Here is a 23,053-nt window from a genome sequence, read left to right on the forward strand (position 1 = left end):
TCATTTTTCCGCGCCACGCCGCCAGCGGAAATAACGTTCCAATAGGGTGAGAATACGCTCGGGCTTGTGGGCGTTTTTCCACACGCCAGCGGTGGCCTTGGCAGCTTCACCAAGGGTGGGATAGGGATGAATGGTGCCCAATAGCTTGTTAAGCCCCAGGCCATGCTTCATGGCGATGGTGAACTCTCCTAACCATTCTCCGGCGTTTTCAGCCACGATGGTCGCGCCAAGGATTTTGTCTTTACCGGGCACGGTAAGCACCTTGATAAATCCTTCAGTCGCGCCTTCGGCAATGGCGCGGTCGCTTTCACTCATGGCATAGCGGGTGACTTCAAACGCCACGCCCTTAGCGCTGGCCTCTTTTTCGTTGAGCCCGACCCGCGCTACTTCCGGCTGGATATAGGTGACAGCAGGCATAAAGCGATAATCTACAGCGAAGCTTTTTAATTCACCAAACAGAGCATTAACGGCTGCGTGCCACGCCTGATGGGCAGCGGCATGCGTGAGTTGGTAGGGGCCTGCTAGGTCGCCGCAGGCCCAAATGTTGGGCAGCCGAGTTTGCAGACGCTCGTTGAGTTCCAGCGTGCCAGCGTTGGTGGTAGTGATTCCCAGCGCTTCCAGCCCCAGTCCTTCAACATTGGCTTGGCGGCCAACGCTGACAAGCAAATAATCAAATTCGATGGTGATGCGCTGGCCATTGTGCTCTACCACCAGTTGATGTCCGGGGCCATCTTGGCTTACTTCCAAGGCGTTGGCGCCGGTCATTACGTTAACGCCTTCCTGGGTGAGCGTGCGCGCCACGTGTTCGCCTACGTCTTGGTCTTCTCGGCCTAGCAACTGTGGAATACCTTCCACCAAGGTGACCTGACTGCCCAGGCGGGCAAAACTCTGGCTGAGCTCGCAGCCAATTGCCCCGCCGCCGAGTACGACCAAGCGTTTAGGCAGTTCCGTGAGTGACCACAGGTTTTCTGAGGTGAGCAGTGGTGCATGCTCGATGCCAGGAAGCGATGGCACGCGGGGTCGTGCGCCAGTGGCTAGCACAATATGGCGGGCGGTCAGGGTTTTATCACCGACCTTAACTTCCCAAGGAGACGTCAGAGTGGCGTGCTCCTGATACACCTCAACGCCCAGTTTAGTGTAACGCTCGACACTATCGTGGGGTTCAATATCAGTAATGGCTTGATGTACGTGCTTCATCACCTTGGCAAAATCAATCTCCGGCTCGCCAGCGTTAACGCCAAAGCGGTGTGCTGTACGCATGTCGTGAGCAGCACGGGCGGCACGAATTAGCGCCTTTGAGGGGACACAACCGGTATTCAGGCAGTCGCCGCCCATTTTGTGCTTTTCTACCAACGCTACTTTAGCTTTTACGGCGCTGCCGATGTAGCTAGTGACCAGACCCGCTGAGCCGCCGCCGATGACCACAATGTCGTAATCAAACCGGGATGGACGCTTAAAACCACGATAGGCATTGCGCTTTTGCACCTGTAGCGCAATACGGCGAGCTATCCAAGGGAATACTGCCAGCAGCGCAAACGAGGCCAAAAGCCCAGGAGAAATAATCCCGCCCAGGCTTTCAAGTTCACCCAATTGGCCGCCCGCATTTACGTAGACCGCGGTGCCGGGCAGCATGCCTAGCTGGCTTACCCAATAAAAGGTGACTGTTTTAAGCCGCGTTAAGCCCATCACCAGATTGATCATAAAGAAAGGGAATATCGGTACTAAGCGAAGGGTAAAAAGATAAAAAGCGCCGTCTTTATCAACGCCACGATTGACCGTATCGAACTGGCGCGGAAAACGCCTTTCAATCGGCTGTCGAAACAAGAACCGCGAGAGTGAAAAGGCCAGCGTTGCGCCGATGGTGCTAGCAAAGGAGATAATTAACAGCCCCCAACCGAGACCAAACAGCGCGCCCCCAAGCAGTGTGAGGAGTGTCGCGCCGGGTAGCGATAGTGCCGTCATGACCACATACAGCGCAAAGAAAATGCCCGCAACCTGCCAAGGGGATTGCTGAAATGCAGCCTGGAAATCGCTGCGATAGGTTTGCAGGGTTTCCAAGGTGAAAAACGTATGGGCACCGCTCACGTAAAAGCCAAACACGGCCAGTAGCAGCAGGGTGATAATCAGCAGGCGCTGGCGGTTCATGGCAGGCTCCGTTGGGGCAAGGTGGTGTTAGAAGCAGAACATTCGTTCAGTAACAGTGGCGTAAAGAGCGGAATCCTTACAGGCTGTTTGCGTGCTTCAGCGTTTGTTGCCAGCGCTGCCAGTCTTCTGGGCGGTCAATATCCCACATGGTGTCGGGAAAGATGGCTTCCAAGGACAGCGCAGCAAGCCGCTGACGAGTGACCTGGAGCACTTGCGCGGTTCCCCAAGGAATGTCCTCAAAGAGGCTAGGATGATCGTCATGAGTGCCAATCAACCCATAGCCGCCGTCTTCGGCAGGTAAAATCACCACGGGCACGTTTTTAAGCGCTGCACTGCACTGCCTAAGCATGGCAACGGTGATGCTCGGGCAATCAGTGCCCATCACCATCGACGGACCTTGTGTGCTATTCAGTGCATGCCGGACGCGTATTCCCACATCGCCCTGCCGTTGAGTGGCGAGCGAAATGCCGTAGTGAGCCTGCAGCTCCACAAACAACGGATGCTGATGTTCTAAGGAGGTCCATAGCGTGACGTGTTGCGACCCCAGTGCTTGGTAGGCGGTGGCAACGCAGTGGCGAACCATGGTGGCATGGGCTTGCGCCGCACCTTCTGGCCCTAGGCAAGGAATTAAGCGCGTTTTCGCCTGCCCCGGCAGTGGCGCTTTGGCCAGTAGATGTAGATGGGGCTGCACGGACTTAGCGGGCATTGCGATACTCCTTGGCCAGTTGGGTGGCGCTGACGCCGCGCCAGTAGCGGTAACGTAGTCGCCACATCAGGCAAATCGTTTTCCAGGCGCCGAACTGATCCCAGCGCCTGCCTGAGCTTATCACTTTGGTACGTAGGTAGGCGGGGCGAGAAACTGCCTTTAGCCGCTTGCTTAGCTCAATATCTTCCATTAACGGTTGTTCAGGAAAGCCGCCGACCGCTTCAAAAGACGCTCGGCGTAGGAACATGCCCTGGTCGCCGGTGGCGATACCGCTTAGCCGTGAGCGTAGGTTCATCAGAATGCTAACGAGCGGCAGCCAGCGGCTTGTTCCCTCAAGGTGAATATCAAACCGCCCCCAGCAATTCGTGTTCAGCGATTGGGAAATCAGCTTGCTTGCCCCTTCGGGAAGCCGGGTGTCAGCATGTAAAAATAGCAGCGCTGCTGAGCGCGCGCGTGCTGCGCCCAGGTTCATCTGCTGTGCTCGACCAGGGGCACTCGTCAGTAGCGTATCCGCTAGCGGAGTGGCTAACGCCACGCTGTCATCGGTACTCCCCCCATCGACCACAATGATTTCTGTGCCGGTCTCTCGCAGTGGCTGCAGCGCGGCTAGCGCCATTTCAATCCCTGCAGCCTCATTCAGCATGGGAATCACAATGCTAAGCATAGGTGATTTCGCGCCAGGGTTAACCAAGGGCAATGATTGGCCCTCCGGCGGCATTGGCATCGGCTTCATCATGGGTAACCAGCAGGGTGGGCAGGCCCGCTTCGCGAAGTTGACCGAACACTAGCGTACGCATCTCCTGGCGCAGTGCGGTGTCCAGTTTGGAAAACGGCTCATCCAGCAGCACCGCGCGGGGCTGTGAAAGCAGCAGACGCATCAGCGCCACCCTAGCTTGCTGGCCGCCGGAAAGGGTCGCCGGATCGCGGTTTTCAAAGCCCGCCAGCCCCACCTGTTCCAGCGCTTGGGCGACCTGCTGGCGTTTGTCGTTGGCATGGTGTGGCAGGCCAAAGCGACAATTCCCCGCCACGCTTAAATGGGGAAATAGCATCGGATCCTGAAACAGCAGGCCAATGCCACGCTGTTCGGCGGGCAGGGTATCCAGGCGTTTATCGCCCAGATAGAGTTCACCTTGAGCCTGAAAGGCCGGCGACAAAAAGCCCGCCAGATAGGCCAGCAAGGTAGACTTGCCTGAGCCTGAAGGGCCCATCACGGTTAATACTTCGCCAGGCGCTATGTCACGGTGCATTGCCAGCAGTGTTTCGCCTGTCAGCGTGATCGTCATCTGTTTGATGTGCAGCGGTTGAAGGTTTGGGGTCATGCAACTCCTCGCATTTGGCGGCGTTTTGCCCATACAAGGCGGGGAATCATGAGTGCCAGACTAAAGCCAATAAACGGCAGTAGCGCCTGCAACAGCGCCAATACCGCCACTAGCCTGCGATTGCCGCCAGATGCCATGGCAACGGCTTCGGTAGTGATGGTGGGGATGCGACCACCCCCTAGCAGCAGTGTTGGCAAATACTGGCCAATACTGACGGCTAAGCTGACTGCGCAGGCGGTAAGTAGCGGGGCCAATAACAGTGGCAGCCGTACCTGCCAGAAAGCGCGCCAGGGGGGCACACCCAGCGATAGTGCCACCTGAAACCAGCGTGGATCCAGCCGCCGGTAGGCTTCTGACAGCGATAAATAGAGATATGGCACTACAAACAGTAGGTGACCGGCTACGACTAACGCGTGCTGAGGTCGAATGGCAACGCTTTCAGCGGCCACCACTAAGCCAAATAGAAAGGCCACTTGCGGCACAATGAGCGGTAAATAAAGTAGCCACTGAGCACGCCATGCAGGCAAGTGGCAGCGCGCTGCATGCTCCAATGTTGCCACGACCAGTACCGCGGCGATTAGCGTCGCGGTTAGCCCCACACTCAGCGTATTGATCAGCGGTGTTGCCATGTTGGGTAGAATGCGCTGCCAATGATCTAGCGTGAACGTACCCGGCAGCGCATCCGGAAAACGCCAAAAGCCCGCCACCGAGAACAGTGCCAACCCGGCCAGCGCACTGACCGCTAGCAAAGTGACAGCTAGCAGCAAAGCACGGCCGCCAAACGCAATCGCCGTTGCCCCTGATGCCCGCGAGCCGTTGGCCAACCAGCGTTGGCAGAGACGTTTGATTCCTTGTTCGCCAAGCCACCAAGTCAGTAGTGCCGCCAGGGTAACGCCGAACTGCAGCACAGCACCGGCAGACGCCATAAAGCGGCGGCTTAAATCGGGGTCATTAAACCAGGTGAGCACCGAAACGCTCAACGTTGGTGGCAGGGTGGGGCCAAGAATCAACGCCATATCCACCACCGAAGTGGCGTAGGCAATAACGGCATAAACCGGCAAGCGAATCAGTGGGTAAAGCGCTGGGAAAACGCACTTCAGCCAAGCAATGCCGGGCGCGTAGCCAAGCGAGCGCGCCAGGGTGACACGTTGTTCAGGACGTAACTGAGGTAGCGCAGCTAAACTCATCAACAGCAAAAAGGGCACTTCTTTGAGTATCAGGCCCGCCATTAGCGCCAGCCCTAACGGGTCGTTGACGATCAGCAGGTCAGGCGGGCGCTCCCACCCAGTGAGCCCAGGGGAGACCCAGCGCACCAGCAACCCAGAGGGCGCAATCAGAAAGGCTAAGCCAAAGGCCACGGCTGCATGGGGAATGGCCAGTAGCGGTGAGACCATGCGCCGAATGGCACGGTCAATCCAGGTGCCTTGGCTAGCCGCCAGAAACAGCACTACGATAAACAGTGCCACCAAGGCGGTGATCAGACCGCTAAAATAGCTCAGCAGTACGGAGCGGTGGAGACCAGCGTGCGCCCATAGGGCTTGCCATGCTTCCAGATGAAATGTGTCCTCCCCGAGCACCGGTAAATAGCCAAAGGCAGGCAACAACACCATGCCAAGCCCCGCACTTACTGGAATAACCAAAAGTGCAATAAGCAGTATAGGGGCTAGCCGCAGGATCAATTAATTAACGCCATAACGCTGAAGCCACGCATCCTGTAGCGCCGTCATCCAGCTGGGATGAGGTTCGGCCAGGGTATTGGAAAGGGCATCGGCAGGCAGCGCAGATGGATGGCTTTCACCTTGTTCGAAGAGCGCCTTGTCGTTTTCATCTAACTGATTAACTGCCAATACGGTGCGATCGCCCCACATACTAAGCGACTGCTTTTGGGCTTGAGCTTCAGGTGAGAGCAGGAAGTTGGCCAGCGCCATCGCGCCTGCTTTATGGGGAGAATTATAGGGAATAGCGACAAAGTGAACGTTTCCTAGGGTGCCGCCTTCCAGCACGTAGCTGCGCACACTCTCGGGAAGTTCATACTCCATCACCGCGACAGCGGCATCTGTCGGGTAGAAGGAGAAGGCTAAACTGAGCTCGCCATCGCTCATCAATGCGCGCAGGTTAGGGCCTGATTCCGGGAAACTGCGGCCGCTGCGCCATAGGTGTGGGTGTAACTCATCTAGATAATCCCACAATGGCGCGGTGATCTCCGCAAGCTCCGCTTCAACCACTGGCGCATAAAGGGCGTCATTTTGATTCGATAATTCAATTAACGCCTGTTTTAAAAAGGTGCTGCCGGTGAAATCGGGAATACGTGGATAGCTGAACTGGCCAGGGTTGTCTTTGGCCCACTCCAGCAGATCCGCAATACTTTGTGGCGGTGTTTCGGTTTGAGCGCTGTCGTAGTAGAAGGTGATTTGCGCTTTTCCCCAAGGAGACTCATAGCCTTCAGTCGGCAGCGTGAAGTCGGTCACCACTTCTGGGTTTTCGTCTGGGTGAGTCAAGGCGAAGTTAGGCAGAGATTCGGCAAAGGGGCCAAATAAGAGGTCCTGGTCGCGCATGGCGGCGAAGTTTTCGCCATTAATCCAGATCAGGTCGATGCGGCCATCATCCATGTTACCAGCCTGCTTTTCACCCAGTACACGAGCAACGGCGCTACCTGTGTCATCTAACTTTACATGCTCTACATCGACGCCATACGTGGACTGCATTTGTTCGGATACCCAAGCGATATAGCGGTTGGTGCGACTGTCACCGCCCCAGGCGTTCCAGTAAACGGTTTGACCCTCGGCGGCTTGCAGTACGGCATCCCAATCATTGGGATCTGGGGCAGCCATGGCGGGCAGCGCCAGTGACAACATGACAGTGGCGATAGCGGTGGTTAGGGGGGGGCGTGGTTTCATGGTACACCTTGTAAAATCAGTTGGTTATAGAGATTCTTTTAGGTGGAGAAGTTCATTATGGACATGCTCAATTATCGGCAGTGATAAATAGTGCTCGACCCGGTCGCGGACATGGGCAATGACGTCAGCATCGGTGAGTTCTGCTGACCAATCCTGGCCGCGGTGCTCGGTATCTTTACGTTGCAAATACTGGGCGCGCCACTTGGCACACCATGTTAATGACCACAGCCAAGTGGCACGTCGGCAGGCGACCAGCGTTTCCGCGCTGGGTGATTTACCCGCATGCGCTTGCCAACGCTGATAAAAAGCGACGACCTCTTCCAGAGTAAGCACTGCCTGGCTGTTAACGTCCCAGGTGGTCGAGGTGTAAAGCGAGGTATGGGCTAGATCAATACCCGGCAATCCGTAACGGCACTTCTCTAAATCCACCAGCACAGCGCGCCCCTCTTCAGTAATCAAAAAGTTGCCGGGGTGGGTATCAAAGCTGATCAAGCAGCGCTCGGCATCGGGCAGCGTGGTGGGCAGTGCCTCCAGCTCATCGCGAACACGGGCAATGACATCGGGCTCCAAGTTGGCCTTTTCCAGCCACTCGGCCTGGCGGCTAACTTCCTCACACATGGCCTGCCATGAGTCGGCAGGCGCTAGTAGTGGTTCGGGATGCTCAGGTAGCGGTAAGCGATGTAGGCTTGCCAGAGTCTCTGCGATACGTGGTAAATCGTCCGGCAGCTGCGCCAACCGTCCCTCAATGGCATCGACCAGCAGCCCGCCACGCGGCAGGGCATCGCTCACGGGCAAGATGCCATGCAAGCGGGGTACTTGGCCTCCTTGGCTGGCGCGTTCGTAGCACGCGGCTTCATATGCCAAGTTGTCGGCCGGGGCCAAGTTCATTTGGCTCTGCTTGGGCAGCCGTGCGACCCAATCATCGCCATCGCGATGCACCCACACATGATCGTGGGCAAGCCCAGTGTCCGCCATCGGCGCAAGCGATTGGTAAGCGATTCTCGCCTGTTGCAGCGTGTTTTCCAGTGCCTGCAAACGTGCCGCTAAAGGTATTGGCATAGCGTCATCCGTGTCGGTATATGTTTAGCAATGCCAGTTAGTGGCTGTTCTTGTACTAACCTTACATGGTTACGCATAAAAAGAGATGAAAGATAAGGAGAAAGGGGGGATAGGGTGAGCATTCCTCATCCCATGGAGCTGGCTGGTAGGAGGTAAGGTGATTGTAAAGCGTATTGTCTCTAACATTGCTGCCAAGCATCTTGAAGACGCTGAGAAGTTCTATGCGACTATCTTTGGTCTCAAGCTTGTGATGGATCATGGCTGGATAAAGACCTATAGCTCAGGCGAGGAAATGACCGCTCAGTTGAGTGTGGCGTCGGAAGGCGGCTCAGGTACGCCAGTGCCAGACCTATCGATAGAGGTGGATAGCTTAGAGACTGCCTTGGCGAGAGTGAAATTGGCAAAGATTGAGATTGAGTACGGGCCGGTAAGTGAGCCTTGGGGTGTCCGTCGGTTTTATGTGCGTGACCCATTTGGAAAGCTTATCAATGTTTTACAACATGAATAACCACACTGGGTCGCCCATTTATTGCCACGATGCTCATTGCTGTGTCGGCAGGGTTTCATGAAATAGCGCCTCACGAAACAGAGCTTCGATGCGTTCCTGGGTACGTGCATACCATGTCTCGTCTTTGGCCACTGCACCTTGGGCATTGATGGGGTGGGTGGGAATATGCAAGCGCATGTCCAGGCCGCTGTCGCGGTGGGTGGAGACCTGCATAGCAGCAGAGCGTCGCGCTGGGCCATAAGGGATATACCGAGCCAGTTCCGCCTGACGTTCGCTGGTGGTGGCAAAGCGGATAAAGTCTCGCGCCGCCTCAGCGTTTGGGGCACCACGGGGGATTGCCCAGGTTTCGTGTTCCTGAAACTGGCCATCCCAGAGGATCTCTATGGGCAGGTCGCGCTCCACCATGGCAGCGAAGAAACGCCCATTGTAGCCGGAGGCCATGACCACCTGACCCTCCTCCAATAGACGCACTGGAGTATCACCGGCTTCCCACCAGTGGATATTGTCGATGCTTTGCAGCCGGGTGAAGGCCAGGTCTAGGCCGCGACGGGTACTGAGCAGGCGATAAAGCTCTTCCCGGGGCACCCGGTAGGAGAGCAGCGCCCACTCTAGGTTCGCCGCCGGGGTGAGCTGAAGGGCCCGGGGACCAGGGAAGCGCTGTTGATCAAAGAGGTCAGCGATGCGAGTGGGGCGACGTCCGGGGAAGGCGTCGCGGCGATAGGCCACGACGGTGGCAAAGATCGAGTGGCTGATAAAGCAACGCCCCAGGGCGCCGGGGAGAAAATCTTGGGCTGCTGGGGTGCCATTTGGCGCCGGGGCGGCCAGCTCCGGGGGAAGCGGTTCCAGTAGGCCTTCCTCGCAGGCTGCCATGGCCTCGCTGCGGGTCATATCAAGCACATCCCAAGGGACGTTGTTCTCTGCCACGGCTTGGCGCAGTGCTGCCAGGCCGCCGTTATAGCGGGTCACTTCCACCGCTACACCATGAGCCTCGGTGAAGGGCGTGAAGAGCGCGCGGCGCTGGGCTTGCTCATAGGCGCCGCCCCAGCTCAGTACCGTTAGTGAGGTGGCGGCGTCGGGCACTTCCGCACTGATGGAGGGAGCCAGGGTGAGTAGCCCAGCCAGTAGTCCGAGGGTCCATCGTCTAGCCAGCACCGTGCTCCTCCCGACGTAGGGCGTCGCTATGGTGTAAGAAAGCCTGAGCAATACTCGACTCATAGACCACTCCCAAGAAGCGCCGCTGTTCATCCACCACCGCGATGGCCTCGCCGGTGATCTTCTGTAGCTGATGCATTGCCTCCCAAAGGGAGGATTGAGGATCTAGCACTGGGCGAGGAGTTTTGGGGCAGTCGGCCAGGGTTGGGGACTCGCTGTCTTCGCGGAGGGCCTCCAGACTCGCCAGGGTAACGCAACCGTGGTAGCACTCCTGATTATCCACTAAGTAAGCTTCGCCCCGCCCCGCTAAACTAAGGCGTGAGATAGCCATGGTCAGTGGGGTCTCGGGGAGTAGGGTCACGGCGTCGTGGCTAATCAGCTCGGTCAACCGTTCCTCTTGGAGCACCGCGCGACTGCGGCCCGCGGAGAGATCCAAACCACGGCGGGCTAATTGAATATCGAATAATGAACGGCCAAACAGCTGGGCGGCCAGAGGGCTGGCTAGCGTGACGCTAGCTAGAGCGGCGGTGGTCAAGGCATAGCTGCCGGTAAGTTCGAAGACAATCAGCAGCGTGGTGAGAGGAGCACCAAGTACCGGTGCGGTTACTGCCACCATGCCGCACACCGCATAAAAGATGAAGGTCTCTTGGCCGCCGCCAAGCTCTGCCACCAGAGTACCGGCTAGAGCACCAAAGAGAGTGCCGATCACCAGTGCTGGGCTGAAAGCGCCGCCGGCGAAGCCGAGCCCTAAGCACAAAGCGGTAGCGGCCAGCTTGAGTAGCAACACCAACAGCAGCTCGCCGCCGCCGTAGGCCCCAGGCAAAGTGGCGAAGCGCAGGGTTTCCTGGCCCATGCCGAGAATATCGGGTACCCAAAGAGCGGTCAGGCCGAGCAGTGCTCCGGCGAGAGCGGGGCGGAGGCTGGTGGGCAGCGGTAGTCGCTTGGCCAGTTGCCCCATAGCAAGAATGGCATGTATATAGGCTCCGGCCACTAAGGCGCCTAGGCCACCCAGAGCTAGGAAAAGGGCGAACTCCCAGGGCTGGGGGACGGCAGGCTCAGTAATGTGGAACAGCGCTCCTTGAGCCAGCAACTGAGAGGCTAGCACATAGCCGACGATGGCGGCGGCAGCCACTGGGGCGAAGGCGCGCAGGGCATAGTGGCGTAGTACCACTTCGTGGGCGAAGACAATGCCTGCCAGTGGCGCATTGAAGGCCGCCGCGATGGCGGCAGCTACCCCGCAAGCGATCGTAATATTGTCCTCTGAACGTCCCAGACGCAGCACGCGTGTAATGAGAGAGCCAAGTGTCGCGCCGAGGTGAACCAGGGGACCGTACTGGCCTACTGAGGCGCCTGCGCCTAACGACGCTAGGCCGCTTAACGCTGAGAGAATACCCGCCTTGGCGGGTAGGCTGCCTCGGCGGGTCTGGACGGCAGCGATGACATCGGCAGGGGTATGGGGGCGGCCCTCAGGCAGGCCGCGGTGTAGTTGACCAACGAGCAGCCCCCCAAGGATTGGCACTAGCAGAGTAGCCAATGTAACTAAAGTGGTGTCAGCAGCCATCATCTGGCCCCGGGGGGAGATCAGCAGTAGGTCGTTGAGCCATACCACCGTATTAACGAAGCCAACGGCAGCCAACGCCGCCACTCCTCCAACGCCACTTCCTAACACTACCAAGCCAAGGAAACGCAACACCGCCAAGGGGTGTCGAGTCGAAACGCTGTCTGTGCTGGGTGAGTCCATAGTCAAGTTATAGGCGCTATTGGGCCAGCGGACAAGGGAGCGTCACACTCGAACAGTCGATTGGCTGCTAAAAAAACACCCGCTTTAAGCGGGTGTTTTTGTCTGGCCTAGATGGCTTATAGCGCAGAGATTTTCGTACGCTGCTCTTCCAATAACTGCTTGGCAGCTTGGAATTCGGCGAGTTTGCCGCGCTCTTTTTCCACCACGGCTTCGGGGGCTTTGGCGATAAAGCCTTCGTTGCCGAGCTTCTTCTCGATGCCGCCGATCAGCTTGTCCTGCTTGTCAATTTCTTTGGCCAAGCGTTTGAGTTCGGCGTCTTTGTCGATTAGATCTGCCATCGGTACCAGCACTTCCATATCGCCCACTAGCTGGGTGGCTGAAAGCGGTGCGTCGTCTGGGTTGGCTAGCCAGGTGGCGCTTTCCAACTTAGCCAGCTTGGCGAGGAAGTGGCGGTTGCTTTCCAGGCGTTCGGCGTCTTCCGGTTTACCTTTGGTGAGCAGTACGTCCAGCGGCTTACCGGGGGCAATGTTCATCTCAGCGCGGATGTTACGCACCGCGATAATCACGCCTTTCAGCCATTCGATATCGCGAGTGGCCTGTTCGTCGATTTTGCTTTCGTCGGCTTCCGGCCAGGCTTGGAGCATGATAGAAGCGCCATCACCGACGAAGGTGCCTGCCAGCGGCGCAACGCGCTGCCAGATCTCTTCTGAGATGTAGGGCATCATCGGGTGGGCGAGGCGCAGAATGGTTTCCAGTACGCGGACCAGCGTACGGCGGGTGCCACGTTTGGCTTCTGCACTGGCATTTTCGTCCCACAAAACCGGCTTGGAAAGCTCCAGGTACCAGTCGCAGTACTCGTTCCAGACAAACTCATACAGCGCTTGGGAGGCGTGGTCGAAGCGGTACTCGTCCATCGCTTTGGTGACCTGGGTTTCAGTTTTCTGCAGCTGGGAAATAATCCAGCGGTCGGCCAGTGAAAGCTCAACGTCGCCACCCTCTGTGCCGCAATCTTCACCTTCGGCATTCATTAGCACGTAGCGTGAAGCGTTCCACAGCTTGTTGCAGAAGTTGCGGTAGCCATCCAGGCGGTTCATATCAAACTTGATATCGCGCCCGGTGGTTGCCTGGGAAAGGAACGTAAAGCGCAGCGCATCGGTGCCGTGGGCTTCAATGCCGTCTTTAAATTCGTCCTTGGTCGCTTTGGCAATGGCTTTGGCCTGTTTCGGCTGCATCATATTGCCGGTGCGTTTTTCCAGCAGCGCATCCAGGCTGATGCCGTCAATCAGGTCGATGGGGTCCAGCACATTGCCCTTAGATTTGGACATTTTCTGACCCTGACCGTCGCGCACCAAACCGTGTACATAAACGGTTTTGAACGGGACTTCGCCAGTGAACTTGAGGGTCATCATGATCATCCGGGCAACCCAGAAGAAGATAATGTCAAAACCGGTCACCAGCACGCTGGAGGGGTGGAAGGTTTCCAGTTCTGGGGTTTTTTCCGGCCAGCCTAGCGTGCCAAACGTCCATAGGCCCGAGCTGAACCAAGTGTCGAGCACGTCTTCGTCTTGGGTCAGCGCCACCTCTGTACCTAAGCCGTGCTTCTCGCGGGCTTCCTTTTCGCTGCGGGCAACGTACACATTGCCTTCGGCATCGTACCAGGCGGGAATGCGGTGGCCCCACCACAGCTGGCGGGAGATACACCAGTCCTGCAGGTCGCGCATCCAGGCGAAGTACATGTTTTCGTAGTTCTTCGGCACGAACTGGATATCGCCGTTTTCCACTGCTTCAATGGCGGGTTTGGCTAGCGTTTCTACCGCAACGAACCATTGATCAGTGAGCAACGGCTCGATTACATCGCCAGAGCGGTCGCCATAGGGCAGGGTGTTGTTGACTGCTTCTACCTGTTCCAAAAGGCCCAGGGCGTCCATATCGGCAACAATCTGCTTACGCGCTTCAAAACGGTCCAACCCTGCGTACTTGGCGGGTAGGCTGGCGTCTTCGTCGGGCTGGGGAGTGCCTTTCAGGTCAAAGATTTCAGCGCGCTCAAGGATGGTGGCATCCTTGGTGAACACATTGATCAGCAGGTGGTTCTGGCGCTTGCCGACTTCGTAGTCATTGAAGTCGTGGGCCGGGGTGATCTTCACGCAGCCGGAGCCTTTTTCCATATCAGCGTGTTCATCGGCAACGATAGGAATGCGGCGGCCGACCAGCGGCAATTCGATAAATTTGCCGACCAGCGAGGCATAACGAGCATCGTCGGGGTTAACCGCGACACCCGTATCGCCTAGCAAAGTTTCAGGGCGAGTGGTTGCCACGACCAGATAATCTTTACCATCGGTAGTTTTGACGCCATCGGCCAGTGGGTAGCGGAAGTGCCAGAAGCTGCCCTGCTGCTCTTTGTTTTCCACTTCCAGGTCGGAAATGGCGGTGTGCAGGGTAGGGTCCCAGTTCACCAGGCGTTTGCCACGGTAGATCAATTTTTCTTCGTGCAAGCGCACGAACACTTCTTGCACAGCTTTATAGAAGCCGTCATCCATGGTGAAGCGCTCGCGGGACCAGTCAACGCTGGCGCCCATGCGGCGCAACTGGCGGGTGATGTGGCCGCCGGACTCCTCTTTCCACTCCCACACCTTGTCGATAAACGCATCGCGGCCCAGGTCGTGGCGGGTTTTGCCTTCTTCCGCGGCAATTTTACGCTCAACCAGCATTTGCGTGGCGATACCAGCGTGGTCGGTGCCTACCTGCCACAGGGTGTTGTTGCCCTGCATCCGCTTCCAGCGCGTCAGGGTATCCATAATGGTGTCCTGGAACGCGTGGCCCATGTGCAGGCTGCCGGTCACGTTAGGCGGCGGAATCATGATCGAAAATGGCTTGCCACGGCCTGTTGGGACGAAGCGGTTGTCGGCTTCCCAGCGTTCGTACCAGCGGGTTTCGATCTGTTCGGGTTGGTAGGTCTTTTCCATGGGGAGTCGGCTCACGGCTTGCAAAAAAATGGTGGCAAGTATACCGCGAACGACCCCCTGGCGTCAGGGGTGTGTGGTACGAACATGCAAACCACGCATGGCGATTAATCCAAGCACTGGGCCGGGCAGTAGCCACCAGATTACCCAGGGACCTTGGCTGGCCCACAGGGCAGTGACTAGGGCAATAGAAGGAATCGTTAGGCCAAAACCAATAGCATTCATCATGGCAAGTGCCGCGCCGAGGCGCTCGGGTGGGGCGGCGGCTGACGCCAGCGCGGAAAACTGCGCGGAATCGGCAATCACGCTAATGCCCCAAATCCCTAACAGGGTTAGCAGTAGCCAGGGTGATGTGCTGCCTAATAGCGGATAGAGCAAACAAAGCGTGCCGGAGGTCGCTAGCGCCACAAAGGCCACTCGCGCACTGCCCACTCGGCGGCTCCAGCGGCCAGCCCATACGCAGCCAGGCAGGCCCAACGCAATCACCGCAAAACTTAGCCATGGCTGAAGGCCCGGCGCTGCGTTTAGGCGTTCCAGCTCTCTAGCAACTAAAAAAGGCACCAGCGCCCACAGGGCGTATAGCTCCCAGCAGTGGCCAAAGTAGCCCAGCGCCGCAGCGCGGAAGTGTTTTTGCTTGAAGGCAGCCAGTCCCGCCCAAGGGCGTCCGCCGCTGGCTTTGGCGGGCAGATGTGGCCCCACGCCTAGTTTAAAAATCATCAGTGCGGCGAGCAGTGCCAGGGCAGAGGCCAGCAACAGCGGCCACTGCCATGGCAAGTGCAGCGTTAACCCGCGCAGTAGATGCGGAGAAGCAATGCCCAGTGTCAGCATGCCGACCAACCAGCCCAGCGCCGCGCCTGCGTTGTTGGGTGTCCAGCTCACCACCAATTTCATACCGAGCGGATAAATACCGGCAAGACACAGCCCGACCCAAAAGCGTGCTGCTACCGCTAAGCTGACGCTCTCGGCTAAGCCAATAAACGCGGCGTTAATCAGCGCGCCTGCTACCGCAGAGATAGCGAACAAGTGGCTGGCGCGTACGCGGTCGGCAAGCCCAGTGGTAGCAATCAACAGCGTGCCGGTAATAAAACCTGCTTGCACTGCAATGGTGAGCAGCCCCAGGTCGCTTTCACTCAAACCAACGGCTTGTTGAAGCGCCAGCCCAACGCCGTTAACGCTGAACCAGAGCGATGTTCCAAACAGCTGGGCAATGACAATTACCGCTAATGGGGCGCGCGCTAAAAAAGCATGGGAAGATTGGGTGGATGCAAGCCGAGTGGGAAAGCGCATTGGGTGACTCTTCCGCTGAGTTGTTGTTATGTATGGCGCTAGTGTAAGTGGCTATGCATCAGTGGCCAGATGGTAAAAAGGTTACCCCAACTTATGCGGCACCACTTCATGACCCATTTCTTTATAGCGCTGCCAGCAGGCGCGTTTGGCGACCAGTACTTGTTGGTGCTGATTGATAATTTCGGCAATGCGGGCGTAGCGCTCCACGCCGTCGGGAATGTCAGGGTGCAAGTTCAGTAGTGCGGTTTCTTGCGTTGGCACCGGGAGTTGCTGCCAGCCTAGCGTTATCGGCACGCTGGCGGCCATATCGCTGTCTTCCAGCGCGTGGGGTAGGTAGGCATCTTCACGGAACTGCCAAAGGGCCTCGTCGGCCTGTTCGGCCAGGGCTTTATCTTCGCAGTGCAGATGCAACCGATAGCCTTTGCGATGGATGGTTTCGGCTAGCTTGCAAGCAAACTGGAGGCGCGCTTCCAGGGTAGTGTCAGGAAGGATATAAAAATCGATACGTGCCATCAAAGGCTCCAGCGGTGTTAACACGCTTAAAAGCTTCGCCTCCGCTGTGCGGCGGCGAAGCTCTGGGTCATACCAGCCGATTTACTCCGGCTGTTTTATACCAATCGGGTGAGCCAGCCGTGTTTGTCTTCGCTGTGGCCATACTGTATGTCGAGCAGTTTTTTGCGCAGGCGCATGGCAATGTCGTTGCTGCCATCGCCCTGTAAGCGAATGCGCTCGTTTTCAGTAACCAGTTCGCCAATCGGGGTGATAACCGCTGCGGTGCCGCAGGCAAACACTTCGGTAATCTCGCCAGACGCTGCACCTTCGCGCCATTCATCAATGCTGATGGCGCGCTCTTCCGGTGTTAAACCAGCCTCTTTTGCCAGGGTAAGCACGGAGTTGCGGGTCACGCCTTCCAGAATGGTATCGGTTAGTCGAGGCGTTACCAGACGTCCGTCCTTATAGACGAAGAACAGGTTCATGCCGCCCAGCTCTTCGAGCCACTTGTTTTCGGCAGCATCCAAAAACGCAACTTGGCCGCAACCATTGGCCGTGGCTTCTTGTTGCGCTGCCAACGATGCCGCGTAGTTACCGCCACACTTGGCAAAGCCGGTACCGCCGGGGGCTGCGCGCTTGTAGTGGGAAGAGAGCCAAATGGAAACTGGTTTAAGGCCACCTTTGAAGTAGGCCGCTGCAGGGGAGGCAATCACGTAGTAATCGACTTCGTGAGCCGCACGTACGCCTAAGAAAGCTTCCGAAGCAATCATAAACGGGCGCAGATAGAGGCTGCACTCGTCGGTATCGCTGGAAGGTGTGGGTACCCAGGCATGGTCTTGGGCCAGCAGTGCTTTCAGTGAACCGATGAAATCTTCATCGGAAAGCTCCGGCAACGCTAATCGGCGGGCGCTGCGGCGAAAACGCTCGGCGTTTTTCTCTGGGCGGAACGTCCAGATGGAGCCATCGGCGTGGCGGTAAGCTTTAACCCCTTCGAAAATTTCCTGGCCGTAGTGCAACACCGAGGCCGCTGGGTCGAGGGTTAATGGACCATAAGGGCGTACTTGGTGGCCGTGCCAGCCGGCGTCGACTGTCCAGCGGACGTGAGCCATATGGTCAGTGAAATACTTACCAAAACCTGGGTTTTGCAGAATGCTGTCACGAATCTCATCGGCCATCGGTTGGTTGGACGGCAGTATTTCAAAATGTGATTCAAGTTGGGTATCTGAAGCTGTGGGCACGGCGTCTTCTCTCCGCTATAGCTTGGCCCCGAAGGGCAAGTGTTAGTGTTTATATGGTGTAGCGTGCGACCTGAAAACAGCACGCACGCTAATGCCCTTAGATGTAACGTTTACGTCAACGAATGGCAACTGTTGATCGTCTGATTGTGATGTTAGCCGTCGCTATTTTCTACTTGTGCATCGGCCTCACGATCAAGCAAGTACTGGGTTAGTAGCCCAACCGGGCGGCCGGTAGCGCCTTTCTGCTTGCCAGAGTGCCAGGCGGTGCCAGCGATATCCAAATGCGCCCAGGGGAAGTGATCGGCAAAGCGCGACAGGAAACACGCTGCGGTAATGGTGCCTGCCGGGCGGCCACCAATATTGGCCAAGTCGGCGAAGTTGGAATCTAGCTGTTCCTGGTACTCGTCCCATAGCGGCAGATGCCAAGCACGATCCCAAGCCGCTTCGCCAGCGTCCAGCAGATCAAGTGCAAGGTCATCATCGTTGGAAAGCAGGCCCGTTGCGTGATGGCCAAGGCCGATAATGACAGCGCCAGTGAGGGTGGCAATATCAACCACGCTGGCCGGGGTAAAGCGCTCTGCGTAGGTAAGCGCATCGCACAGCACCAAACGGCCTTCGGCATCGGTGTTGAGCACTTCAACCGTCAAGCCTTTCAGGGTTTTGATAATGTCGCCGGGCTTGGTGGCTGCGCCGTCAGGCATGTTTTCAGCAGCGGCAACAATAAACACCACATTTAGCTTGGGCTTAATGGCGAGCACTGCTTTTACGGTGCCGAATACGCTCGCCGCACCGCCCATGTCGAACTTCATTTCATCCATGCCTTCGCCGGGCTTCAACGAGATACCACCGGTATCGAAGGTGATGCCTTTGCCCACGAGCACATGGGGCGCTTCTTCAGGATTTTCCGCACCCTGGTATTTCATCACGATCAGGCGAGTCGGCTCTTGGCTACCGCGCCCAACAGACAGCAGTGAGCCAGCGCCCAGCGCTTCCAGCGCCTCTTCATCTAAGATTTCAACCTCAAGGGCGCCTTGGGAATCACGGCCTAGCTGCTCGGCTTGCTCGGCAAGATAACGAGGTGTGCAGACATTACCCGGCAAGTTGCCCAAGGTACGAGTAACGTTGATACCCTGGCCAATGGCGGTGCCCAGTGCTGCACCTTGTTTGGCCATCGGTGCTTCGTCGGCATCGCTGACAATCAGATCCAGCTTGGTCAGGCTGGGAGCTTTTGTGGGTGATGATTTGAACTGGTCAAAGCGATAAACAGCGCGTTCCGCCGCTTCGAGTGTTTTACGGGCTTTCCAAGCAGTGTCGCGATCTTCTAGAGGAACGTCGGTAAAGGTAGCGCTAGCTTCGTCAATTGGCAGCTTGGTCAACGCTGCCATGGCAGCGTCTAAGGCTTTGATAAACGCCGCTTCCTGGCATTTGGCACGTTCGCCTAGGCCAACAAGCAATAAACGTTCGGCGCCCAGGCCCGGCGCAAAGGGAACTAGCTGCACATTGCCCAGCGAGGCATCAAAGTCGCCACGGTCAAGCAGCTGGCCAATTAGCCGTTCGCTCGCATCATCTAATTTGGCGACGGCGGGCAATAGGTCGCTACCTTTAAAGACAGGCAAAACGAGGCAAGCCGTTTCGGCTTTGGCTGGGTTCGCGGTCTGAACGGAAAATTCCATGACGTCTCCAACAAGACAAGCATCGAGTGATTCGGGATAATGCCCCGTTACTTGGGTTTTTGATAATCGGTTTTTGATAACAGGTTTTTGATAACAGTTTGATTAGTGTACCCAAGCCATGGGCGCATTGCATTGCAACCTGCGCTACTAGCCGGAGAGTGCGTTGATTTTATTTCGGTACTTAACTCGCGAAGTATTACTTACGATGTCAGCGGTGGCTGGAATTTTGCTACTGGTCATCATGGGCAGCCGTTTTATTCGCTATTTCTCTGATGCGGCAGAGGGTGACATTCCGGTCACTATCTTAGGCAGCCTGATGGTTTTTCACCTGCCAGGATTTATGGAGCTGATTCTACCGCTATCTTTTTTCCTGGGAATATTGCTGGCCTATGGTCAGCTTTATATGAACAGTGAAATTACCGTGATGGTAGCGTGTGGTATGAGCCCTATGCGGCTGTTGCGAGTAACGCTGCTGCCTGCTTCGGTCGTGGCAGTGCTGGTGGGGCTGTGTAGTTTGTGGCTAACACCGGCGGGCGCGTTACAAACTGAGGCCACGCTTGAAGAGCAGCGCAGTCGATTGGATGTGTCAGTACTGGCGCCTGGGCGTTTCCAGGATTTCGGTGGAGGGCGCACCGCTTACATCAGCGATTTCAGCAGCGATGGCACTGAAATGCAGGAAGTGCTGGTTCATGAGCAGCCTGTGGCTGGGGCGGAAAAGACCCATAGCTACGTGACCCGGGCGGGTTCTGGTTATCAAGAAACCAGTATGGAAACTGGCAGCCGTTTTCTAGTGCTGGAAGATGGCGAGCGCTATGGCGTAACGCCAGGTAAACAAGCTGCCGAGCGGTTAACGTTTGAACGCTACACATTGCGCCTGGGCTTGAGTCGGAATCGACAAGAGCTGGATGCTTTAGAGTACGCGACCACGACTGAACTATGGAACGACCCCAGTCCTCGTGCCCAAGCGCAATTTCAGTGGCGAGCGGGGTTACCGCTAATGGTGTTTGTTTTGGCATTGCTAGCCCAGCCGCTTTCCAGAGTAAACCCTCGTCAGGGGCGGTTTGCCAAACTACTGCCTGCCGTTTTTCTTTACGTCGCTTATTTAAGCCTGCTATTGGCCGCGGTGGATGCGGTCGGTAAGGGCGCGCTGGAAGTTGCGCTGGGGGTTTGGCCGGTACACGGGCTGTTTTTGGCGCTTGGCTGCCTGCTGCTATGGCACTCGCAACGTAAAGGAATGCGCTAATGAAGGGGCTAATTCATGCTTGCTGATCGTCTTGATCGTTATATTGCCCGTAATGTGTTGGCGGCCATCATTGTCGTCCAGTTCGTCCTGCTTGGCTTGGACATCACCATCGCCTATATCGGTGATTTAGGCGACACCCAAGGTAACTATACCGCGTTAGACGTGTTGATTTATCTGGGCATGCGCCTGCCTTGGCGATTTTATCAATATGCTCCGGTAGCGGTGTTGATTGGCGCGCTGATTGGCATGGGGAGCATGGCATCCAGCAACGAGTTAACGGTGATGCGTGCCGCTGGCCGGTCGCTTGCGCGGATTGTCTGGGGTGTCATGAAGCCGGTGCTATTAGTGGTCGTAGTGGTGCTGCTGGTCGCCGAGTTTGTATCTCCCCGTACGGAGCAGTTTGCCGAGGCATGGCGTTTAGAACAGCGCCAGGGGGAAGGGGCGCTGCTAACTAGCCGAAGTGGTTGGCAGTTTGAAGGAGAAAGTGTGTATCGCTTTGGCGCTATTCGTGCGGATAACGTGGTGCTGGATTTAACCCGCTATCGTTTTGATGAGCGTCGGCTAATTGAGGCTACCCATGCGAATCGCGCGCATTGGGAGGAAGGCGCATGGCAGTTGGAAGGCGTTACCACTACGCATATTTTTGATGACCATACAGAGTCGGAATATCAGCAATATGCAGGTTGGGATACTGCGTTAACGCCCACCCAATTGGAACGCTTGCTGCGTGATGTCGAAAGTCAGGCGCCTAGTGAGCTGTGGGCGTACGCCAACTTTTTGCAAAGCCAAAACCTCCAAGCTGACCAACCGCTGCTCTATTTCTGGCAAAAGGTGCTGATGCCGCTAACGATGGGATCACTGGTATTAATCGCCGCTTCCTTTGTGTTTGGCCCACTACGCACGGTGGCTGCAGGTACGCGAGTGTTTTATGGCGTGGTGACCGGCCTTGTATTTAAGTATGTACAAGACCTGCTGGCACCTGCATCAACCATCTTTGGTTTTTCGCCTGTGTGGGCGGTGTTGGTGCCAACTCTTGCCTGTGCGGCGGTAGGTATTTATTTCTTACACCGCAACGGCTAGTTGCGGCGGCGATACGTGAATGAGGATGAGCATAGTGACGAGCAAGGTGACGAACCCACGGCGCTTTACCCAACTAGATAGCGTTTGGCCTGCTGGGTTAAGCCGCCGTTTAGGCGCGATGCTGTACGACGGATTTTTGGTCACAGCCATTTGGCTCGCGGTGACGGTGGCTCATCTGGCTTTTTTTCGCTTTGTGCTGGGGCAGCAGGCTGACGAGATAGGCACAACTCAATTTGATATCTGGAGCCTTAGGCTGATGTTGCTGTTCTTTGTCACGCTATTCTTTGTCTATTCGTGGCGGCGTGGCGGCATGACCTTAGGGATGCAGGCATGGCGGCTGCGGGTGCAAACCACCGATGGTCATGCGATTACACTTAAGCAAAGTCTCGTTCGCTGTGTGACAGCCTGGCTTTCCCTGGCCGCGTTTGGCATTGGTTACTGGTGGGTTTTGTTTGATCGACAGCGCAGAAGCTGGCCAGATATCGCCTCGAATACGCAAACCGTGGTGCTACCGAAAAAATAATTTTACCGCCTGCTTTGCTAAAAATATTGCTATGACAAGGCGTTATCATATGGCTCATTTTTATTAAGACGAATGGCTACCAAAAAGCATCTATTTCTACTTGAAAAGATGTATGCGAATCATTTACATTCATCTCATGATCTTTATGAGGTGTTGCCATGTACGTTTGCGTGTGCAAGGGAGTAACCGACCATCAGATTCGCCAGCACGTTAGCGATGGAGCGCGCAGTTGGCGAGAAGTACGCGAGGCCACAGGTTGCGGAACCCAGTGCGGAAAATGCGCTTGTTTTGCTAAATCGCTGACCCGTGAAGCGGTTCAGGAGGCTCGTTGCGAAGCGGATATGAGTCTCGCTTACGCTGTGTGACGCGAATCACTATTGTTAGATTTATCGTTAGCAACTATATGATTCTTTTGAATTTTTAGTCATTTCCTATATACTCCCAGCATCGTTGGGAGTAAGCCTATTTATGGCCTATACTCTCTAGTTAGCGTAATCGCACACTAAGAAAGGTGACGTCATGAAAGGTGATCCCAAGGTTATTCAGCATCTCAATATCGCCCTCGGCAATGAACTGGTAGCCATCAACCAGTATTTTTTGCATGCCAAAATGTACAAAGACTGGGGCTTTAAAGAGCTTGCCAAGTGGGAATACGATGAGTCCATTGAAGAAATGCAACACGCCGATAAACTAATCGAGCGTATTTTGTTCCTTGAAGGCATTCCTAACCTGCAGGATCTAGGCAAACTACATATCGGCGAAAATGTAAAAGAAATGCTCGAAAGTGATTTGAAAATCGAGCACGACGGCCGTAAAGACTACATCGAAGCGATCACCTACTGTGAAAGCGTTAAAGATTACGTAACCCGCGATCTACTGCGTGACCTGCTTGCCGATGAAGAAAGCCATATTGATCATATCGAAACGCAGCTTGGTCTGATCGATAAAGTAGGTATTCAAAATTACCTACAAAAACATATGCAGTTGGCGACTGACGAAGAGTAACGCTTGTTAATTTAATTAAAGCGTC

20 protein-coding genes are annotated in these 23,053 nt (G+C 56.2%); 6 read left to right on the top strand and 14 right to left on the bottom strand.

What is annotated here, in order from left to right:
• The 7 genes from INT21_RS13970 to INT21_RS14000 all read right to left on the bottom strand — a co-directional run bounded on the left by INT21_RS13970 (position 1) and on the right by INT21_RS14000 (position 8,126).
• Positions 1-2,145: an FAD-dependent oxidoreductase gene (locus INT21_RS13970; protein WP_193067848.1), complete on the bottom strand. Its 2,145-nt coding sequence runs from the start codon at positions 2,143-2,145 to the stop codon at positions 1-3.
• A gap of 76 nt (positions 2,146-2,221) precedes the next feature.
• Positions 2,222-2,851: a TIGR04282 family arsenosugar biosynthesis glycosyltransferase gene (locus INT21_RS13975; protein WP_193085355.1), complete on the bottom strand. Its 630-nt coding sequence runs from the start codon at positions 2,849-2,851 to the stop codon at positions 2,222-2,224.
• Positions 2,841-3,515 carry a TIGR04283 family arsenosugar biosynthesis glycosyltransferase gene (locus INT21_RS13980; RefSeq protein ID WP_193085356.1) on the bottom strand — a complete coding sequence of 225 codons (675 nt, stop codon included), beginning with the start codon at positions 3,513-3,515 and terminating at the stop codon, positions 2,841-2,843. Before INT21_RS13980 ends, INT21_RS13975 begins: the two co-directional genes overlap by 11 nt.
• 19 nt (positions 3,516-3,534) lie before the next feature.
• Positions 3,535-4,170, bottom strand: a complete 636-nt coding sequence (locus INT21_RS13985) for an ATP-binding cassette domain-containing protein (protein WP_193067846.1) — start codon at positions 4,168-4,170, stop codon at positions 3,535-3,537.
• Entirely contained in the window at positions 4,167-5,849 is a 1,683-nt protein-coding gene (locus INT21_RS13990; RefSeq protein WP_193085357.1) for an ABC transporter permease, read from the bottom strand. Before INT21_RS13990 ends, INT21_RS13985 begins: the two co-directional genes overlap by 4 nt.
• Positions 5,850-7,067, bottom strand: coding sequence for an ABC transporter substrate-binding protein (locus INT21_RS13995; RefSeq protein ID WP_193067845.1), 1,218 nt, complete (start codon positions 7,065-7,067; stop codon positions 5,850-5,852).
• Between the two features lie 24 nt (positions 7,068-7,091).
• Entirely contained in the window at positions 7,092-8,126 is a 1,035-nt protein-coding gene (locus tag INT21_RS14000) for a phosphotransferase family protein (RefSeq protein WP_193085358.1), read from the bottom strand.
• Between the two features lie 157 nt (positions 8,127-8,283).
• Here INT21_RS14000 and INT21_RS14005 point away from each other — a divergent pair, with 157 nt between their 5' ends.
• The gene (locus INT21_RS14005) at positions 8,284-8,634 is read left to right on the top strand and encodes a VOC family protein (RefSeq protein ID WP_193067843.1); all 351 of its coding nucleotides are present in this window, start codon (positions 8,284-8,286) and stop codon (positions 8,632-8,634) included.
• A 33-nt stretch (positions 8,635-8,667) separates the two neighbouring features.
• Here INT21_RS14005 and INT21_RS14010 read toward each other — a convergent pair whose 3' ends face one another.
• The 7 genes from INT21_RS14010 to INT21_RS14040 form a co-directional block, all read right to left on the bottom strand.
• Positions 8,668-9,786 carry an ABC transporter substrate-binding protein gene (locus INT21_RS14010; protein WP_319022701.1) on the bottom strand — a complete coding sequence of 373 codons (1,119 nt, stop codon included), beginning with the start codon at positions 9,784-9,786 and terminating at the stop codon, positions 8,668-8,670.
• The gene (locus INT21_RS14015) at positions 9,776-11,527 is read right to left on the bottom strand and encodes a chloride channel protein (RefSeq protein ID WP_193085375.1); all 1,752 of its coding nucleotides are present in this window, start codon (positions 11,525-11,527) and stop codon (positions 9,776-9,778) included. Before INT21_RS14015 ends, INT21_RS14010 begins: the two co-directional genes overlap by 11 nt.
• 116 nt (positions 11,528-11,643) lie before the next feature.
• Entirely contained in the window at positions 11,644-14,490 is a 2,847-nt protein-coding gene (locus tag INT21_RS14020) for a valine--tRNA ligase (protein ID WP_193068288.1), read from the bottom strand.
• A gap of 63 nt (positions 14,491-14,553) precedes the next feature.
• On the bottom strand, positions 14,554-15,774 hold the full coding sequence (locus INT21_RS14025) for an MFS transporter (protein WP_193068289.1): 1,221 nt from the start codon (positions 15,772-15,774) through the stop codon (positions 14,554-14,556).
• A gap of 81 nt (positions 15,775-15,855) precedes the next feature.
• The gene (locus tag INT21_RS14030) at positions 15,856-16,287 is read right to left on the bottom strand and encodes a DNA polymerase III subunit chi (RefSeq protein ID WP_083001094.1); all 432 of its coding nucleotides are present in this window, start codon (positions 16,285-16,287) and stop codon (positions 15,856-15,858) included.
• A 95-nt stretch (positions 16,288-16,382) separates the two neighbouring features.
• Complete coding sequence (locus INT21_RS14035; RefSeq protein WP_089039194.1) at positions 16,383-17,504, bottom strand: branched-chain amino acid aminotransferase; 1,122 nt, start codon at positions 17,502-17,504, stop codon at positions 16,383-16,385.
• A 152-nt stretch (positions 17,505-17,656) separates the two neighbouring features.
• Positions 17,657-19,177: a leucyl aminopeptidase gene (locus INT21_RS14040; protein WP_089039193.1), complete on the bottom strand. Its 1,521-nt coding sequence runs from the start codon at positions 19,175-19,177 to the stop codon at positions 17,657-17,659.
• Positions 19,178-19,340: 163 nt separating this feature from the next.
• Between INT21_RS14040 and lptF the strand changes: the two genes are divergently transcribed.
• From lptF to bfr, 5 genes are all read left to right on the top strand, one after another.
• A complete protein-coding gene (lptF, locus tag INT21_RS14045) occupies positions 19,341-20,420 on the top strand; it encodes an LPS export ABC transporter permease LptF (protein ID WP_089039192.1) in 1,080 nt (359 codons plus the stop codon).
• A 15-nt stretch (positions 20,421-20,435) separates the two neighbouring features.
• A complete protein-coding gene (lptG, locus tag INT21_RS14050) occupies positions 20,436-21,500 on the top strand; it encodes an LPS export ABC transporter permease LptG (RefSeq protein ID WP_089039191.1) in 1,065 nt (354 codons plus the stop codon).
• Between the two features lie 118 nt (positions 21,501-21,618).
• The gene (locus INT21_RS14055; protein WP_226912679.1) at positions 21,619-22,023 is read left to right on the top strand and encodes an RDD family protein; all 405 of its coding nucleotides are present in this window, start codon (positions 21,619-21,621) and stop codon (positions 22,021-22,023) included.
• A gap of 158 nt (positions 22,024-22,181) precedes the next feature.
• The gene (locus INT21_RS14060) at positions 22,182-22,388 is read left to right on the top strand and encodes a (2Fe-2S)-binding protein (protein WP_083001105.1); all 207 of its coding nucleotides are present in this window, start codon (positions 22,182-22,184) and stop codon (positions 22,386-22,388) included.
• Between the two features lie 154 nt (positions 22,389-22,542).
• Positions 22,543-23,028 (top strand): bacterioferritin, encoded by a 486-nt coding sequence (gene bfr / locus INT21_RS14065; protein ID WP_089039189.1) that lies wholly within the window; start codon positions 22,543-22,545, stop codon positions 23,026-23,028.
• Positions 23,029-23,053 lie beyond the last annotated feature (25 nt).

Source organism: Halomonas sp. 3F2F (genome assembly GCF_014897805.1).
In the GTDB taxonomy this organism is placed as follows: Bacteria; Pseudomonadota; Gammaproteobacteria; order Pseudomonadales; family Halomonadaceae; genus Vreelandella.